Annotated in this window: 13 protein-coding genes; 3 read left to right on the plus strand and 10 right to left on the minus strand. The window is 44.2% G+C overall.

From position 1 onward, the window contains the following. Positions 1 to 13: 13 nt before the first annotated feature. The 5 genes from LGZ98_RS12940 to guaB form a co-directional block, all read right to left on the minus strand. On the minus strand, positions 14 to 754 hold the full coding sequence (locus LGZ98_RS12940) for a PaeR7I family type II restriction endonuclease (protein WP_113041027.1): 741 nt from the start codon (positions 752 to 754) through the stop codon (positions 14 to 16). Further along, positions 755 to 2,503 (minus strand): Eco57I restriction-modification methylase domain-containing protein, encoded by a 1,749-nt coding sequence (locus LGZ98_RS12945; protein WP_229015690.1) that lies wholly within the window; start codon positions 2,501 to 2,503, stop codon positions 755 to 757. Positions 2,504 to 2,512: 9 nt separating this feature from the next. After that, positions 2,513 to 2,650, minus strand: coding sequence for a helix-turn-helix domain-containing protein (locus LGZ98_RS24270; protein WP_434086425.1), 138 nt, complete (start codon positions 2,648 to 2,650; stop codon positions 2,513 to 2,515). A gap of 206 nt (positions 2,651 to 2,856) precedes the next feature. Further along, on the minus strand, positions 2,857 to 4,434 hold the full coding sequence (guaA, locus tag LGZ98_RS12955) for a glutamine-hydrolyzing GMP synthase (protein ID WP_262978154.1): 1,578 nt from the start codon (positions 4,432 to 4,434) through the stop codon (positions 2,857 to 2,859). A 74-nt stretch (positions 4,435 to 4,508) separates the two neighbouring features. Further along, positions 4,509 to 5,975, minus strand: coding sequence for an IMP dehydrogenase (gene guaB / locus LGZ98_RS12960; protein ID WP_262978155.1), 1,467 nt, complete (start codon positions 5,973 to 5,975; stop codon positions 4,509 to 4,511). A 172-nt stretch (positions 5,976 to 6,147) separates the two neighbouring features. Here guaB and xseA point away from each other — a divergent pair, with 172 nt between their 5' ends. After that, positions 6,148 to 7,521, plus strand: coding sequence for an exodeoxyribonuclease VII large subunit (gene xseA / locus LGZ98_RS12965; protein WP_262978156.1), 1,374 nt, complete (start codon positions 6,148 to 6,150; stop codon positions 7,519 to 7,521). Between the two features lie 33 nt (positions 7,522 to 7,554). Here xseA and LGZ98_RS12970 read toward each other — a convergent pair whose 3' ends face one another. From LGZ98_RS12970 to maeB, 5 genes are all read right to left on the minus strand, one after another. After that, a complete protein-coding gene (locus tag LGZ98_RS12970) occupies positions 7,555 to 9,843 on the minus strand; it encodes a TonB-dependent receptor domain-containing protein (protein WP_262978157.1) in 2,289 nt (762 codons plus the stop codon). Positions 9,844 to 10,097: 254 nt separating this feature from the next. After that, complete coding sequence (locus tag LGZ98_RS12975; RefSeq protein ID WP_262978159.1) at positions 10,098 to 12,155, minus strand: S9 family peptidase; 2,058 nt, start codon at positions 12,153 to 12,155, stop codon at positions 10,098 to 10,100. A 130-nt stretch (positions 12,156 to 12,285) separates the two neighbouring features. After that, positions 12,286 to 13,086 carry an energy transducer TonB gene (locus LGZ98_RS12980; RefSeq protein WP_113041030.1) on the minus strand — a complete coding sequence of 267 codons (801 nt, stop codon included), beginning with the start codon at positions 13,084 to 13,086 and terminating at the stop codon, positions 12,286 to 12,288. 278 nt (positions 13,087 to 13,364) lie between these two features. Next, positions 13,365 to 14,240 carry a ChaN family lipoprotein gene (locus tag LGZ98_RS12985; protein ID WP_113041031.1) on the minus strand — a complete coding sequence of 292 codons (876 nt, stop codon included), beginning with the start codon at positions 14,238 to 14,240 and terminating at the stop codon, positions 13,365 to 13,367. 223 nt (positions 14,241 to 14,463) lie between these two features. Beyond that, positions 14,464 to 16,743, minus strand: a complete 2,280-nt coding sequence (gene maeB, locus LGZ98_RS12990; protein WP_113041032.1) for an NADP-dependent oxaloacetate-decarboxylating malate dehydrogenase — start codon at positions 16,741 to 16,743, stop codon at positions 14,464 to 14,466. 724 nt (positions 16,744 to 17,467) lie between these two features. On the opposite strand from maeB, the gene LGZ98_RS12995 reads away from it, so the two are divergent. Next, positions 17,468 to 18,103 (plus strand): response regulator, encoded by a 636-nt coding sequence (locus tag LGZ98_RS12995; RefSeq protein ID WP_011146941.1) that lies wholly within the window; start codon positions 17,468 to 17,470, stop codon positions 18,101 to 18,103. 225 nt (positions 18,104 to 18,328) lie between these two features. Then, on the plus strand, positions 18,329 to 18,712 hold the full coding sequence (locus LGZ98_RS13000) for an ArsC family reductase (RefSeq protein ID WP_113041122.1): 384 nt from the start codon (positions 18,329 to 18,331) through the stop codon (positions 18,710 to 18,712).

Below are 18,712 nucleotides of genomic sequence, written 5' to 3' on the forward strand. Positions count from 1 at the left end.
AGGTGCTCCTATCTCAGCCCAACCGTGCCGCTTCTGCCGCAACGTGGCCTGCCAAAGCTGCCACGAACGTCTTGAGGCTGGTCATCGAGGACAGTTCCGCGAAATCGCCGGTATTCACCGCGCTGCGCTCCGCCGCGATGACGGCAGCGGTAGTGTAAAGCTGCTCCTGCACCAGTCGCTGACACAGCAGGTCATACCGCTTGAGATATGACGCACCCTTGAATTCCTCGAACACAGGAAAGTGTGGCGACGAGTCGCGGACGGATTTACGAGACTCCGGCGCATCCTCAACCATCATCATCCACCCTACAAATGGACGCGGTTGCTTGCCGAAAGCTTCTTCACGGAAGGCTGTCCATAAATCATGAGCCATCCCGATTGCTTCCTCAGTTCGATTATTGAAGTTGTTTCCGAACGAGGGGCCTACTTGGCTTTTCAGTTCGATGGCTGCGATCAATTGTCCCTTGTAGAGCACCAAAAGATCCCACAGTTTAGTCGGACGAAAATATCCGGGCAGGGTCAGCATCGCCCGGTTCTGGTGAATCTCAGCATGGGCTAGCCCATTGGCCTTGATGATGTCGAGCACCAAAGCCAAGAACCCGTCCATGTTCTTGCCAGCGGTGACTCCTGCACGTTCACCTTGGTCGGCCTTGCCCGACTCTATTTGTTTTTGTCTTGCTGCTTCGCGGTTGCCCCAAAACTCCTTCACGGCTTCGCGGGCTTTCTGTTCGTAGTCGACGAGATCGAGCGCCATTTATTCTCCATTTCCCCCGAGGGCAGATCGTTCTTCTTGGCTTAGGTCGTAGAGCCTGAACACAGCCCGGTTGCAAGCTTGCAAGTCCCGTTTGATAGCAGCCTCGGCTAACTCACGGCGCAGCGGTTCTGGCACTTCAGCCCAGAGCGGAATGCGAATGCGGCGCAGGTACTGCGCTTGGAAGCGTAGGAATCCACCCCGCATTTTCGTTGAATAGGTCGCCACAAACAGACGAGTGACAGCGGATAGCAGGACAGCCTGCAAGGCCCGTAAATCCCAGTCGTCTGACGTGACGTAGTAGAGGTTGTGATGAGGATACAGTTCACCATCTTCATAGACGATATGCGCCTGTCCCTTGATATCTGGAATCAGGAGCTTTGGCCTCGCAGCCAACGACGGCGTGATGCGGTCAATTGTGCGATACCAGTTGGCCGGAGCTTTCTGCGCACAGTGACGCCCAGCGATCACCTCTCGTCGAGCCTCAAGGTAGCGCCGCAGACGGGGATATTCGTCAAGATCGACCAGTCCGCCCTGCTCAGCAAAGGGGTTGATAACACCCAGACCCCGCCACTCCACTTCGCCGGTCATGATGTCTTTGGTTGTTACCAGCGGCACCTTCCGGTCTGGCTCAACATTGAGCACGTCGAAATCCCCGATAAACGCTTTGTCCGCGCCAGTCGCAACACCGATCCCGACCTTACACCCGGCCTCTTCCAGCAGGGGAAAGTCCCCCTCCAAACGGCGAATAACCGCCATCTGGTCGAATGACTCCAGCAACCACGGCTCCGAACCGTTGGTCACTTGGGCAAGTTCACGCGCCGGGCCGACTTCCTTCGGCAGCGAGGGTGCTTTGAGCAAACCTGCCAATGCGGTCAGCGTCGCACGGTCAATAGCCGGGCGGTAAGCGATGCGCGTTGGCCTCGGCACTTCACGGCTGATGATAGTGATTGCTGGGTAGGCAATCACATCGGAGTGGAAGGCAGGTGTATCCACCATGTCGACATAGACTTTCAGGTGGAACCGCTCGGCTACGAGGCTGCGCAGTGGCCCGCCATAGCGGTTTTTCATCCAGCGATCAGCGCAGATGAAGCCTAGGCTGCCACCATCCGACAAAACCGACAGAGACCGCTCAATGAAGGGAATGTAGATATCTGCCCGGTCATACATCGTCAGGTAACGACTACGATATTCTGCAAGCAGCGGTGCCGGAATCAACTCCTGACGAACATAGGGTGGGTTGCCAACCACAAAATCAAATTGCCCCTCCAGCGGTGCCAGCAGGAAATCGCCTTGCGACAGCCAGTAACTAGCCAACGTGACCGCAGCATTCGCAGCGATCCCTTGCCGCCTGAGCAGTGCGACAACGGCAGCTTTGGTGCTCTTAAAGGTCTCGTGGTGCAGTTCCACCGCCCGGATTGCATCGGTTAGTTCGTCGAGCGCGGAACCGCTCGGCCTTGCTGCCCGCCATGCACTCAGTAGCCGCTCAATGATCGGCAACAGAAAGTCGCCACCACCAAATGACGGCTCCAAAAGCCGCTTTTCGTGAAGCGGTTGATCCTCTGTGTAACCAACCAAGTCGAGAATGAAATCCACCACCTCAAAGCGCGTGAAAATGGCCCCTCGGGCTTCGAGCCCGCCCTCTGTCGCCAAAGCTTCAGTCGCTGCCGTGACGGGACATACAGGCACTGCAACAGCTCTAGGAGTAACCTTGCTGCGCACGCTGTTTGCGGCGTCTAGTTGTTGGGTCATCCCAAATCCTCATTGGCGCGGCGTGATGACGCCGACATGCTTGTAAAGTGTGGTTCGGGACACGCCATAACGGCGGGCCACCTCGGCCACCTGAATATCGGGATCGCGCAACAGGGCTTTGATCTCGCGCACCTGCTGGTCGTCCAGCTTCGGTTTGCAGCCACAGGCCCGGCCTGCGTCCGCTCCCGGATTAAGCCACGCTCGAACTCGGCCAGTGCCGCGAACACATGGAAAACCAATCTGCCCGCTGCGCTGCTCAAGGTCAGCCACGATCTGCATCAGATCGGCGAGGCTACGCCCGAGTCGATCCAGCCGCCACAACACTTTAGTGCCAGTCTATGCCGGATTCGGGATCATTCCCACTCAATCGTCGCAGGTGGTTTGCCGCTGACATCATAGACAACTCTTGATATCCCATTGACTTCATTGATGATCCGGTTAGAAACCCGGCCTAGGAAATCGTATGGTAAATGCGCCCAATGTGCGGTCATAAAATCAATCGTTTCTACTGCTCGCAACGAAACAACCCAGTCATATTTACGACCATCCCCCATCACACCCACGGAGCGAACTGGCAAGAATACGGTAAACGCCTGACTGACTTTATTGTACAAATCAGCTTTGTGCAGCTCTTCGATGAAAATAGCATCTGCACAACGTAGCAAATCGCAGTACTCTTTCTTCACTTCACCCAACACACGAACACCCAAACCTGGGCCTGGGAATGGATGACGGTTCAACATGTCATAAGGCAATCCCAATTCTAAACCAATCTTACGCACTTCATCTTTAAACAGCTCTTTTAGCGGTTCCACCAAACCCAATTTCATCTCTTCCGGCAAACCACCTACGTTATGATGAGATTTGATAACGTGTGCTTTGCCTGTCGCAGATGCCGCTGATTCGATGACGTCTGGATATATAGTGCCCTGTGCCAGCCATTTAACCTGAGCCTGTTTGCTCGCCTCTTCATCAAAGACTTCAACAAATACACGACCGATTGTTTTGCGTTTCTCTTCCGGATCATTGATGCCAGCCAGTGCAGTCAGGAAGCGGTCTTCTGCTGGGACATGAATAATATTCAGTCCAAATTTGCCGGCAAACATTTCCATCACCTGCTCAGCTTCATTCAAACGCAGTAAACCATTATCAACAAATACACAGGTCAGACGGTTACCAATTGCGCGATGCAGTAACAATGCGGTGACAGAGGAATCAACACCACCGGACAGCCCCAAAATAACGTGATCCTCACCAACCTGTTCACGCAGGCGTACAACGGTATCTTCGATAATAGAAGCAGGCGTCCACAGCGCTTCACATTGGCAGATATCCAGTACAAAACGTTCCAATATACGCTGCCCCTGATGGGTATGGGTGACTTCCGGGTGGAATTGCACGCCATAAAAACGTTTTTCTTCATTTGCAATGATGGCAAATGGACAGGTATCAGTGCTGGCGATAGTGACAAAGTCCTCGGGAATTGCAGTAACTTTATCACCGTGACTCATCCATACATCCAATAATGGTTTACCTTGCTCATTTAATGAATCTTGAATCCCACGGAATAATGCACTCTCCGCTTTAATTTCAACCTGGGCATAACCAAATTCACGCTCAGTAGAATCTTCTACCTTACCACCAAACTGTACTGACATCGTTTGCATGCCATAGCAAACGCCCAGAACCGGAACGCCAGCGTTAAAAACATATTCAGGTGCACGTGGACTTTCTTGTGCTGTGGTACTTTCCGGACCACCGGAAAGAATAATACCGCTTGGGTTGAATTCGCGGATTTGCTCTTCAGTGACATCCCATGCCCAAAGTTCACAATAAACCCCGATTTCACGGATACGGCGAGCAATTAATTGAGTATATTGCGAACCAAAATCAAGGATAAGAATGCGGTGTTGATGGATATTAGTTGTCATGTGCGGTGAATTCCAAAAAAACAAGTAACAAATAAAAGATAAGTGGCCCTTATATGGGCCACAATAAATATGGATTACGAACCTAACCGGTAGTTTGGAGACTCTTTGATAATGGTGACATCGTGAACGTGGCTTTCCTGAATACCGGCATTACTAATGCGAACAAATTCTGCTTTGGTTCTCAATTCATCAATAGTTGCACAGCCGGTCAGCCCCATACAGGAACGCAAGCCTCCCATTTGCTGATGGACAATGTTTTTCAGCAAACCTTTATAGGCAACACGGCCTTCAATACCTTCCGGTACCAGTTTGTCCGCGGCATTATCAGTTTGAAAATATCGATCAGAAGAACCTTTGGACATCGCCCCCAATGATCCCATGCCGCGATAAGATTTAAATGAACGTCCTTGGTAGAGCTCAATTTCGCCTGGTGATTCTTCTGTCCCTGCCAGCATAGAACCCACCATAACACATGACGCTCCTGCGGCGATGGCTTTAGCAATATCGCCAGAGAAACGAATACCACCATCAGCAATAACTGGAATACCGGTGCCTTCCAACGCTTCAACAGCATCAGAGATAGCCGTAATTTGTGGTACCCCTACACCGGTAACAATACGGGTAGTACAGATAGAACCGGGACCAATACCGACTTTAACCGCATTGACGCCAGCCTCTACCAGCGCTTTTGCGCCTTCCCCAGTCGCCACGTTACCACCAATAATTTGTAGATTTGGGTATTTAGCACGGGTTTCACGGATACGTTGCAGTACCCCTTCAGAATGACCATGCGAGGAATCAATAAGCAGAACATCAATACCGGCGGCAACCAATGCATCAATACGCGTTTCATTGCCAGCACCGGCACCAACCGCGGCACCAACACGTAAACGACCACGTTCATCCTTACAGGCGTTCGGTTTACGTTCTGCTTTCTGAAAATCTTTAACCGTGATCATGCCAAGTAGATGAAAGTTTTCATCAACTACCAGCGCTTTTTCGACACGTTTTTCGTGCATTTTCTGCAACACAACTTCACGGGCTTCACCTTCTTTTACTGTCACCAGACGCTCTTTAGGCGTCATTACCGCAGTAACAGGCTGATCCAAATCGGTAACGAAACGTACATCACGGCCAGTAATAATACCAACCAACTCATTTCCTTCAGTGACAACCGGATAACCCGCAAAACCATTACGTTCTGTCAATTCCTTAACTTCACGCAGCGTTGTTTTAGGTGCCACAGTGACTGGATCTGTCACTACCCCACTCTCATGTTTTTTGACTCGACTAACTTCTTCTGCCTGACGCTCAATGGACATATTTTTATGGATAAAACCCATTCCACCTTCCTGAGCCAACGCAATAGCCAAACCAGATTCGGTGACGGTATCCATAGCGGCAGACAACATAGGAACTTTCAAACGAATGGAGGAAGTCAGTTGAGTAGACAGGTCAGCAGTGTTAGGTAAAACAGTAGAGTGGGCAGGAACTAACAGAACATCATCAAAGGTTAAAGCTTCTTTTTTAATTCGTAACATAAGCAATATCTCACCAAGCTGCTGAAAATTTAAGGGATAAAATATTGCCGTGGCATTATACAGAACGTAATCGGTTGCCTCCAGCATTTTATTAAAAAATTTCTTGCTTACTTCATGATGAACGTTAGTATCAGCATATTAAGTTATTGTTTTGAAATTTGATCTTTCTCACATGTCACTACTTTTTAATACTGGAATTTTTTCTGTCAGTCGTCTTAATCAGACGGTTCGACAACTGCTCGAAATGGAAATGGGCAGAATTTGGCTAAGCGCTGAGATATCCAATTTTTCTCACCCCTCCTCCGGGCACTGGTATTTCACGCTGAAAGATGAGCGTGCCCAAGTGCGGGCGGCAATGTTTCGCAGTAGCAATCAACGGGTAACATTCAAGCCACAAAATGGTCAGCAAGTTTTGGTTCGCGCGACAATCACGCTTTATGAACCAAGAGGAGATTACCAGCTTATTGTTGAAAATATGCAACCCGCCGGTGATGGCCTGTTACAGCAACAGTTTGAATTATTGAAACAACAACTTGATGCCGAAGGATTATTTGACCAAAGCCACAAGAAGCCCCTGCCATCCCCTGCTCAACAGCTTGGTGTCATTACTTCAACCAGCGGCGCAGCCCTGCATGATATTTTGAATATTTTAAAGCGTCGTGACCCATCATTACCCATCATCATTTATCCAACAGCGGTTCAGGGCGCAGAAGCACCATTACAGATTATCCGGGCTATTGAATTAGCTAATGAGCGTCGTGAGTGTGATGTATTGATTGTTGGGCGCGGTGGTGGCTCGCTGGAAGACTTATGGAGTTTCAACGATGAACGTGTCGCCAGAGCCATTTTTCACAGTGATATTCCGATAGTCAGTGCGGTCGGTCATGAAACAGATGTCACCATTGCTGATTTTGTAGCAGATTTACGCGCCCCAACGCCATCAGCGGCTGCTGAGTTAGTTAGCCGTAATCAGCTCGAATTATTACGTCAAATTCAGTCGCAACAACAGCGATTGGAAATGGCAATGGATTATTTCTTTGCCCAGAAACAACGTGTTTTCAGTCTATTATCTCATCGTTTACAGCAACAACACCCTCATTTACGACTAGCGCGTCAGCAAAACTTACTGGTCAATTTACGCCAGCGACTCACTGACAGCTTGCAACGACACTTAAAGCAAAGCAGCCTGGCTTATGAGAAATTACAGCAACGGCTCTGGTACGTGGAACCTAACTCGCAAATCCACCAGTATAGCCAACAGATTCAGCAACAAGATTTTCGGTTAAGACAAGCGATTGAAAGGCAAATCAGCCGTTCCAGAGAAAAATTTGCCATTTCCTGTTCACGGATGGAAGCCGTTAGCCCTTTGGCAACACTGGCTCGTGGTTATAACATTAGTCAAACATCGGATGGAAAATTACTAAAACAAACCAAACAGGTACGTGTTGGTGATGTCCTGAATACCCGTTTACAAGATGGCTGGATTGAAAGTGAGGTGTTGAAAATCAAGAAAGAACGGAAAAAACGATCTGCAAATCTGAAATAGTGGCCTTCCTTTGCCACTTATTTCTCCTACAAGTCAGAAACGGATTTCTGCACCGGCAATATAGGTCCGGCCCCGAGCGGTTTGATTAGCAGAAATGGATTCATTCATTAATGCAGCCGTATTATTCATACGATTAAGTGCTTCAGAATAGTTTTTGTTTGTCAAATTCTGTACCAAGAATTTAAGTAGCACATTTTTATTTATTTTATAATCACTGTAAAAATCGACCACTGTTGGAATTTTTTTCTCCTTTTCCATCACCGTTCGCCCATCACTATCCTGATTATAAGGATCTGAATCTAGCTTATAGGAATTACCGGTATATTTAACTATCGCTCCAATACGAAGTTTTTCGCCTAATAAGCGAACCCCTGTATCCAAAGTCATAAAACTTTCAGGTAATTGTGATACAGGATCTGCCCCAAAAATCGATGTAGAAATAGAAGTCGGTTGGCTTGTTTTTTGTCGACTATAAGCCAATTTGCTATAAAATACACCGGCATCATAATCAGCAGAGACTTCATAACCGCGCATTCTTACCGGAGTTATGCTATTGCTATAAATATGTATACCGAAATTTGCGTCAACATGCTTCCAATCTTCTTCTGATAATTTCGAAGATTGGCATACCCTACCATCTTTACACAGAGCATATAAATCACTACTGATGTAATTCTTTATCTTAGTATGATACCAGGCTGCCTTCAGACGGAAAGTATCTCCTTTTACAATCATGTCTGGACGGTAACTATTAAAGCCGATTTGATAAGTATCCGATTTTTCTCCTTTCAGGAATGGATTAATTGATGGGCCACCTTCATTGCCATAGAAGATTTCCTGTACGTTCGGCGCTCTCATTGAATGAGTATAACTCACAAAAGGCTGGAATTCAGGAATGATTTCCGCTGATAGCAGAAAGCTTGGATTAAATCCACGCTCTTTCAAATTCAATTCGGCTTTACCTTGCGGGAAACAGTTAACTCGTGGCTCACAGGCTGGTTTATGGCCCTTTACACTATAATCAATATAATTAAGATTAATATTAGCTTGGTAAATATCACGAGTAATTTTCAATCCGCTATAAATACTGGCAATATTTTGTTTACCACTTGGTGCGAAACTATTATTTTCTTTTGCTTCGCCATCTTTCTTTTTATATTCCTTCTTTTTTTCTTCATCTTCCTCTTCTATATCAGAGTAAATACTATCAGTCATCTTACTATATTCAGTTTTCATCAACTTACCACCGAATATCAGATCAAAATCTGTATCGCCGTAATTAAAACGGCTGATATTACTGAGATTAATAGCGTTTGACTTATTTTTAGTTTTGCTTTTTGTCAATGCATTAAGTGCAGTATTATATATTTGATCACTTCCACTAGTGCTAACCAACAATTTCACATCAACCAATTCACTGAATGGCTTATAGTTGTATTTCAGATAAAAATCCTCGCTATCAATATGACGATGGGTAAATTTATTGTGATACAATCGACCACTTAATTCCATATCATGAAATTCATTTGACTTAATATTTAATTTCATTAATTGCGAATTTGGTTTCTGTTTAAAATATTTATTGGTACCAAATTCATCACTTGATATTCCATCCCCATTTTTATAATTTGCATCAATTGAATGTCCACTGACGGCCAACATAGCGCCAACTGATCCTTCAGAACTAAAAATCTGAGTTTTACCAGCGACGGCTATCATGCCATTATGACCAATGCCATTATCGCCATAGAGCATTTTTGTACGTATTCCCAGTGTATTACCACTGAATATCACATCATCAATACCAATCGTACGGAAATTAGCACTACCTGCTAATGCGTTGACACTATCTGAACCATCAGATTGTCCCCGGCTAATATCCACACCGACAATAAAGTTAGGATCAATTAATGAACCAAACTGACTCTGAAGACTATTACCGTGGGTTACGCTGGTAGGTGATGTACCATAAAAACTCTGGCTAACACCATCAACCATCATATTTACTCGTCCAAATCCACTTAATCCACGAATATTCACACTCACGGTTCCCTGCCCCGGATCTATTTGCGTATAGGTCCCTGGCATACTGCGTAATATGCTATCCGTTGATTGAAGTTTTGTATCTTCTCCTTTAGAACTGTATGAACCGGGCCTTTCCATTGCCCTCACTTCCGCATCATCCTGTGAACCAGAAACCTTAAGGCTACTGAATTTCATCACCTTATCTGATTTTCTCTCTTGCTTTTCCTCGCCATAAGCAAGCCCTTGAAGCCCAATGAAAACCACACCAGCCCCTGCTATCTTTGTCATTATTTTCATTTCAATCATCCCAAATGCATACAAATCAATATTTGCTCACATGCGCGTCTTTAGAAAATAAAAATATTTAGCACTGATAATGAGTTATCAGTGCTTTAAATAACAAACTTATATATCCGTCATCTTTCAAGTTGCCTCTTTGTTGGCTGCATTCGCTCACCCCGGTCACATAGTTACCTATGCTCCCGGGGATTCTCTCCCTTGCCGTCGCGGTGCATCTTGAAATCTATAGGGTATACTATTTATAATTTACTTCAGTTATCTTTTAATTGCGGAAAATACTTTTTAGCATCATCCAGCATCAAAATAAAACTGTAATCCAGTGCAGTATCTTTTAATCGATTAAATCGGCCCGATTTACCACCATGCCCGGCACTCATATTGGTTTCTAATAACAAAATAGAGTTATCTTCCTTCATATCCCGTAATTTTGCTACCCATTTAGTCGGTTCCCAATATTGCACTTGGGAATCATAAAACCCACTCGTAACCAATAAGTTTGGATAACGTTGATGTTTTATATTGTCATACGGACTATATGATTTAATCCGAAAATAATCCTCTTTATTTTCAGGATTACCCCACTCCTCATATTCTCCTACGGTCAGCGGAATAGAAGGATCAAGCATGGTTGTCACGGCATCAACAAATGGAACTTGAGCAACCACACCGCGATATAATTCCGGTGCCTGATTAATCACAGCGCCCATCAGCAAACCACCCGCACTCCCTCCCATCGCATAAACACGTTTACTGTCACCATATTTCTGGGCAATCAGTGCCTTAGTCACATCAATAAAGTCATTAAAACTATTCATTTTATTTTCGACTTTACCTTGTAGATACCATTTCTTACCCAATTCACCGCCACCACGCACATGCACCAAGGCGTAAACAAAGCCCCGATCTAATAAACTCAATCGTGGTGAACTAAATGAAGGGTCCATGCTGATACCATAAGCCCCATATCCATAAATCAGTATTGGGTTATGACCTTTTTTAAACAGTGATTTGCGATATACCAGAGATACCGGAACTTCAATACCATCACGGGCCTTTACCCAAATACGCTGGCTCTCATAATGATGTTTATCAAAACCTTTTACTTCCTGCTGCTTAAGTAATTCCCGCTCACCTGTTCTCATATTCCATTGGAATGTTGAGCTTGGTGTCGTCATGGATGAATAACCATAACGGACAAAATCAGTATTGGGTTCAGGGTTGTAATCAATCCATGCCATATAACTTGGATCATCAAACTTGATCTGTTTTTCTTGCTGTGTCTGCCAATTAATCTGACGAATTGTCGGTAATCCTTTTGTTCGCTCCTGTACGACCAACCAGTCATTAAACAGATCGAAATCTTCAAGATCACTATCTTGCCGTGGAGCAATCACTATTTTCCACGGTATATTGATGGCATCCGTCTGATAAAGACCATAAGTTTCATTTTCATGATTTGAACGGATGTAGAAATGATCGCGGAAATGGTCAATATAATACTCTCTGCCTTCCTGACGAGGAGAAAATAGTTGAAGTTCAGCTTGTGGTTTATTGGCATCAATCAGCAAATATTCAGAAGTCGAATTACTGGTTATCGCCAACATAATATAATCGCGGGAAGTACTCTTAGATATGCTTAAATAAAAACGCTCATCTTCTTCCTGATATATTTTCTGATCTTCGCTGGTATTGCTACCATATTGGTGACGAAATACCTGATATGGCAGTAACGTTTGTGAATGCCTGCGCACATAAAACAACGTATTGTTGTCGTTAGCCCAAACCATGTTGCCAGAAGTATTTTTTATTACATCGTTATTCCACTGTTTATCAGCAATATCTTTAAAAGAGATCTGATAATTACGGCGTCCCTGCGTATCTTCAGCAATCGCAATACGTTTATTATCCAGAGAGATGGCAAAATTACTCAGTTGGTAATATTCGTGCCCTTTAGCCCTTTTATTACCATCGACCAGTATCTGCCAATCTGATGAGCCATCAACAGGTTTACGCTGATAAATTGGGAAATCTTTGCCCGTTTCATAGGTTGTCCGATAAATATACCCATTATAAGTATAGGGTACCGATTGATCATCCTGCTTCATCCTGCCAACCATTTCTTCGTATAACGTATCCCGTAGCTGTTCACCGGGTTTTAGCATCTGTTCGGTATATTTATTTTCGGCTGTCAGATAATCAATGACTTTTTGATCTTTACGATTATCATCCCGCATCCAGTAATAATCATCTATACGAGTATCACCGTGGGTAGTTATATGGTGTGGTTGTTTCATTGCCTTTGGTGGCATAATTTCTTCCTCTGCGGTGGCAGGATTCAGCCAGCCGCTCAATAAAAACATCAATAACAGCCCTTTAGTTTTCAGGGCAAACCGCGCTTGCTGCCTTAACATATTTGCTGTCCTTAAGTCGCTCAACGTATTAATTAGTTAAACTAAAATCAATCGGAAGTTCTATCGTAATTCCATTACCGCTTAAAACGGTATCGGGGGGAGCTGGCAACGGTTGCGCTCTTGCCAGAACTTGCTTCGCTTCCCTGTCTAAAGAATGAGTTCCTGAACGACGAACTAAGTCACTGTTAGTAACATAGCCCTGTTTATCAATAGTGAATCTGACTGTAGGCCGACCCGTGCGGTTTCTTCTCTGTGCATCCTCTGGATAGCGTTTATAGCGGTTCAAATGCCCGATAACTTCCGCTCGCCATAGTGCATCCGCATCAGCGATAGCCTTTGAATCACTGTCATAAGAAGCAGCAACCCGCGAAGTAACATTCGTAGATGTAGCCGTACTGCTCACCATAGCAGCACTACTTTGAGATTTTTCACTCTCTTGTTCTTCTACCTGCTGGCGCTTCACCGGTGGTGTTTTTTCAAGCTCCTCATGGTATTTTTTCTGTTTTTTAGGTTTATGCACCAGAATCTGCGCCTGTTCATCTTTAATAAGCTCAGGCGTCTTAATCTCATTAATCTCGCTTTCCTGCTGCCGGCTGGCAACAGAAAGTTGCTGTTCAATACCGATAGGCTGTTTTTGTACCCGATGTGTCGCTTCTGTTAACAATGAAAGCTCCATCATCACCGCCGGCGGTGGCATCAATTCATCAATAGCAATTTCTTCTGGCTGGTAGATAATCCAACCAACCAAAATGAGGTGAGCAGCAATAGCAGAAACGAGCCATTTTTTAAAATGCCCCTTTTGAAAGGCCGGGTGTGTCAGCGTCAACATGGATGATAGCGCATAATTTTAATTATCATTTAGTAATGATAATTAATTTCATATGCTAATGAAAATTATTTTTCCCTGTATCGTTAACTTGAGCACATCCCTGTGCCAAGGCCCCTTATATATGGGGAAAAGACCACTATACCCTATGGATTTCAAGATGTATCGCGACGGCAAAGGAGTGAATCCCCGGGAGCATAGCAAACTATGTGACCGGGGTGAGCGAGTGCAGCCAACAAAGAGACAACTTGAAAGATAACGGGTATATTTGTTTAAAATATCTACGGTTTTTTTACTGGTGTATACCAGACATAATCAGCATATTGGCTATCCAGTACATTGCTTTTTTCAGTGATGATCAACACAACAAGATCCTCTTGGGGCGATAAGTCTTTAACATGCAGAGGAACACCTATTACTTTTGTTGCATGATATCCACCCGCAATCAGTGTGGCAGGAGCTGGCGCTTTAAGTAACTGCTCCGCCATTCTGCGATCCCGCATTTGCTGAATAGCTGTCATGGCAGATAACTGTTGTTCCGTTATTTCACCACCGTGAACATCTTTAATCACCGCTTTAATCTGCGCTTTAACATTTTCAGCAACAGAAATATTCCCCTGGAGGGTCGGAGGGTTACTGTAAGCCGCTTTAATTTCACTGCGATCTAAGTTTGCAGACAGCAACGGATAAGGCTGATACATAAGCTCCATGACCAATCCACCATACAACTCCCACCGCCATCCATCTTGCCATGCGAGAAGCTCTTTTATGCGACTTTCACGTACGATAGGCTTAGTTTGCAACCAACTCTTAACCTTATTCACTTTTTGCTGCTGATCAGGATTAATCATCTCTAACAGGACTGAACCCTGTTCTCTTTTAAGCGGAAGTTGCTGAACCAACCAAAGCTCTATCTGATGATGATATGGATTATCATGTTTTTCACCCACAACTACCCGTTGATGTGATGCCAGCCGATTGATCAATTCATCAGGGGTCAGGGCATGACCTGTTTTAAGATCGATAATGGCCCCTTGTTGAGTCAGTTCCGGTGAAAGCGCTTGGAGAGCTGGTTTTTGTTGTACAGATGCACATCCAGGTAAGATCAGTAAACCACAGATAATCAGAAAAGATTTTACAGTCGTGAGAAATTTCATTATGCCCATTATCCATATTCATGTTTTGCGCATCATATATACCCGTCATCTTTCAAGTTGCCTCTTTGTTGGCGGCACTCGCTCACCCCGGTCACATCGTTACCTATGCTCCCGGGGATTCACTCCCTTGCCGTCGCGATCCATCTTGAAATCCATGGGTATAGATAATAAGAATCGTTTACAACAAACCGCCCCTGCCTACAGGAAACAGGGGCGATGGGTATTACAGCGGATGAGTTTGCGCTTCAACTGCCGCCAGAGCGACCATATTAACGATACGACGTACAGAAGAAATTGGTGTCAGAATGTGTACCGGTTTGGAAACCCCCATCAGAACTGGGCCAACGGTAACGCCTTCAGAACTGGTGACACGTAGCAAGTTATAACTGATACGGGCAGATTCCATATTCGGCATAATTAACAGATTGGCAGCCCCTTTCAATGGGCTATCTGGCATGATGTCACGGCGAATACTTTCAACCAATGCGGCATCACCATGCATTTCACCATCAATTTCAAGCGAAGGTGACATTTTATTCACCAATTCCAGCGTCTGGCGCATCTTCTGTGCTGAGAGGCAATCTGTGGAACCAAAACTTGAATGAGAAAGCAGCGCAACTTTGGGTTCAATACCGAAACGGCGGACAGTCTCTGCCGCCATAAGGGTAATCTCGGCCAATTGTTCAGGCGTTGGATCATTGTTGACATAAGTATCCGCAATAAAAGTATTACCACTTGGCAACATCAATGCATTCATTGCACCAGCAGTATGAACCCCATCACGGAAACCAAATACATTTCTCACGACATCATAATGTTCACTGTAACTGCCAACGGTACCACAAATCAGGCCATCAGCTTCACCACGCAGTACCATAATCGCCCCAATCAGGGTGGGATTACCGATAACGGCACGACGAGCTTGTTCAGCAGAAACACCTCGACGTTTCATAATGTGATGATATTCCTGCCAGTATTTTTTGAAGCGCGGATCATTCTCATTATTGACGACTTCAAAATCTTTACCCGCTTCAATATGCAATCCCAGTTTCTGGATACGCATTTCGATAACACTGGGGCGACCAATTAGAATCGGGTAAGCCAGCTCAAGAGAGATCAGCTCCTGAGTCGCATGCAATACACGGACTTCTTCCCCTTCGGCCAAAACGATACGCTTTTTCGCTTTCTTAGCCTGAGAAAAAATAGGTTTCATAAACAAATTTGTTTTATAGACAAACTCATTCAGCTTCTCGATATACGCGCCAAAATCTTTAATCGGGCGGGTTGCTACGCCGGAATCCATGGCTGCTTTGGCAACTGCCGGGGCAATTTTCACAATCAGGCGCGGATCAAATGGTTTAGGAATAATATACTCCGGGCCAAAAAACAGATCCTGATCATCATAAGCGGAAGCCACTTCTTCACTCTGTTCCGCCAGCGCTAAATCCGCAATCGCATGAACACAGGCGAGCTTCATCTCCTCGTTAATGGTTGTTGCACCAACATCCAGCGCACCACGGAAAATAAACGGGAAACAGAGCACATTATTAACCTGATTCGGATAATCAGAACGACCAGTACAAATGATTGCATCAGGGCGAACTTGTTTTGCCAATGGTGGCAAAATTTCTGGTTCAGGGTTTGCCAATGCCATGATGAGTGGGTCTTTAGCCATCGTTTTCACCATGTCTTGAGTCAACACGCCAGGGCCGGAACATCCGAGGAAAATATCTGCACCAGGGATAACATCACCTAATGTGCGGCTGCCATTGTCTTCAATCGCATAGGCAGCTTTAGTTTCTTCCATATTTTTATCGCGACCACGATAAATCACCCCTTTAGAGTCACATACCACAATATTCTTGCGTTGCAGCCCAAGCGCAACCAGCAAGTTCATACAGGCAATTGAGGCAGCTCCAGCACCAGAAACGACTAAGCGAACCGCTGAAATCTCTTTTTTCATAATCCGCAAGCCATTCAAAACAGCAGCAGTACAAATTATCGCTGTGCCATGCTGGTCATCATGGAATACCGGAATGTTCATTTTTTCCCGAAGTTTTTTCTCAATATAGAAACATTCCGGTGCTTTGATATCTTCGAGGTTAATTCCCCCAAATGTCGGCTCCAGTGCCGCGATGATATCAATCAATTTGTCAGGATCAGACTCATCAACTTCAATATCAAATACATCAATACCTGAGAACTTTTTAAACAGGACACCTTTTCCTTCCATCACTGGCTTACCTGCCAATGCACCAATATTCCCCAATCCTAAGACCGCACTACCATTAGATATCACTGCCACAAGATTGCCACGCGCAGTATATTTGTAAGCCGCTAATGGATCTTCTGCAATTTCCAGGCAAGGCGCAGCAACACCTGGTGAATAAGCTAAGGCCAAATCTCGCTGAGTTATCAGAGGCTTAGTAGGAGTAATTGTGATTTTCCCTGGTTGTGGAAACTGGTGAAAATCCAATGCACTCTGTTTTAATTTTTCATCCATCGTCGGATCCTTTATATACAATCTGGAGTAAAAGCAGGAGCAGTATAATAGGTACTGAGTGTCAAATCATAACACTGACAGCATCTTATCAATAAAGTAACACTTTTTTGCTCATAAAAAGCACTACCCAATTTCTCCACTAATACCACTACTTACCGCCTATCCCAATAGGACTATTTTATTTGCCACTCTTTGCCACTCTTTGCCATAAAGAAAAGAGCGAACCTGGGCGGTGCTCACTATTCATTTATAAGAGCGGTCTGCAACAATTACGCTTATTGGGATGGGGACTTAATCAAGGAAAATAAAGAAAGAAACATTATCATTTATACAATATCATTAAAGTTATAGTAACTTTAATAACTATAACATGGAAAAACTCTCAATATAAATTCAATTAAAATAAATTTTATAAAAGAAAACAAATCTAATAATAACTCATTTAACATATTGATTTTTAACATCATTGAAAGAAGTGAAGTTATGTATTTTTTATGAAAATTACTCATCTTCTTTTTTTACTTATCAAACTAATTTGCGCTATTTATATTTTTATATCAGGATGTGCTTTCTGGACTTACAGAGCTATCAACTTTGTAAATCAATCGGTTTTGATAAAATTTTTTCATAGCAATTTAATTTAGGGCAGACCCATTAATTACTGCCTTTTAATCAAATTCAAAGTCTGCATTTCGTGGCTTTACTTATTTAAGGGAGAAGGAAAATGTATAACCATTCAGTGATGATAGTTGATGACCACCCTCTCATTCGCCATGGCTTGAAACAGATTGTAGAGCTCGATCGGGCGCTTACCGTAACAGCGGAAGCTGACAATGGTGAAGAAGCAATAAATATTGCATGCAAGCTGAAACCTGATGTCATTATGATAGATCTCAATATGAATGGTCTTTCAGGCGTGGACACGATTAAATCTATCCGTAGAAAAGGGATCAATTCTTATGTACTGGTATTATCCGTTTCAGATGATCGAAATGATGTTTACGCAGCCATTGACGCAGGAGCTAATGGCTACTTGCTTAAAGATAGCGACTTAGATTCGTTATTAAGCAGTATTCGCCATGCTGCTCGTGGACAAACTGTATTTAGTGAAAAAATATACCAACATCTCGCTAACCGTCATAAACATGTTGATCCTTTATCTGAATTGACTAAACGTGAGTTAGATGTATTAAAAGAAGTTTCCAGTGGCATGACCAATAAGGAAGTTGCTGATGTCTTATTTATTTCTGAAGAAACGGTGAAAGTACACATCAGAAACTTGTTAAAAAAACTGAATGTACGTTCCCGCCTGGCTGCAACAATCATGTATTTGCAACATAGGAAAAATGGAGTAGCCTAATACTTCTTCCGAGCCGCTCCTTGAGCTTATTACCGAGGGTCGGCTCTTATCGCTGTTATGTAGTAAATGTTATGTAGCAAATACCCCCTATGAGAACAGGCCAATAAAATTGAGTCTCCTGTTTTGGTATCTCTGATAATAAAAATCAGGATATCATCTGGATAAAACAGGCATTTTCCAGCATTATGTTTAGGTATTTAAATTTTTTTAAGGATCTGTTAAATGATATTGGATAAATCTTCTCAACCCGCTTTTACTCTCTATGGGATCAAGAATTGTGACACGATAAAAAAAGCCCGTCGTTGGCTGGAAGAACAGGAAATTACTTACCTGTTTCATGATTATCGTGTTGATGGACTCAACGCAACACTTTTGCAGTCATTTATTGACAAACTGGGTTGGGAATCATTAATTAACACCCGTGGTACAACCTGGCGTAAACTGACCGAGCAACAACGAACGACAATTAATAATGCTGACGCAGCAAAGGCGTTGATGTTGGAACAACCCGCTATTATCAAACGTCCACTATTAATTTCTGCGAAAGGTGATTGCCTATTAGGTTATAAGGTGGATGAATATCAGCAATTTTTTGCTGAGGCACTCTGA

Source organism: Photorhabdus kayaii (assembly GCF_025384895.1).
GTDB lineage: Bacteria > Pseudomonadota > Gammaproteobacteria > Enterobacterales > Enterobacteriaceae > Photorhabdus > Photorhabdus kayaii.

Coding starts and splice junctions, on each gene's coding strand:
- LGZ98_RS12940 (WP_113041027.1), bottom strand. CDS start 754: ATGGCGCTCGATCTCGTCGACTACGAACAGAAAGCCCGCGAAGCCGTG.
- LGZ98_RS12945 (WP_229015690.1), bottom strand. CDS start 2,503: ATGACCCAACAACTAGACGCCGCAAACAGCGTGCGCAGCAAGGTTACT.
- guaA (WP_262978154.1), bottom strand. CDS start 4,434: ATGACAACTAATATCCATCAACACCGCATTCTTATCCTTGATTTTGGT.
- guaB (WP_262978155.1), bottom strand. CDS start 5,975: ATGTTACGAATTAAAAAAGAAGCTTTAACCTTTGATGATGTTCTGTTA.
- xseA (WP_262978156.1), top strand. CDS start 6,148: ATGTCACTACTTTTTAATACTGGAATTTTTTCTGTCAGTCGTCTTAAT.
- LGZ98_RS12970 (WP_262978157.1), bottom strand. CDS start 9,843: ATGAAAATAATGACAAAGATAGCAGGGGCTGGTGTGGTTTTCATTGGG.
- LGZ98_RS12975 (WP_262978159.1), bottom strand. CDS start 12,155: ATGCCACCAAAGGCAATGAAACAACCACACCATATAACTACCCACGGT.
- LGZ98_RS12980 (WP_113041030.1), bottom strand. CDS start 13,086: ATGTTGACGCTGACACACCCGGCCTTTCAAAAGGGGCATTTTAAAAAA.
- LGZ98_RS12985 (WP_113041031.1), bottom strand. CDS start 14,240: ATGAAATTTCTCACGACTGTAAAATCTTTTCTGATTATCTGTGGTTTA.
- maeB (WP_113041032.1), bottom strand. CDS start 16,743: ATGGATGAAAAATTAAAACAGAGTGCATTGGATTTTCACCAGTTTCCA.
- LGZ98_RS12995 (WP_011146941.1), top strand. CDS start 17,468: ATGTATAACCATTCAGTGATGATAGTTGATGACCACCCTCTCATTCGC.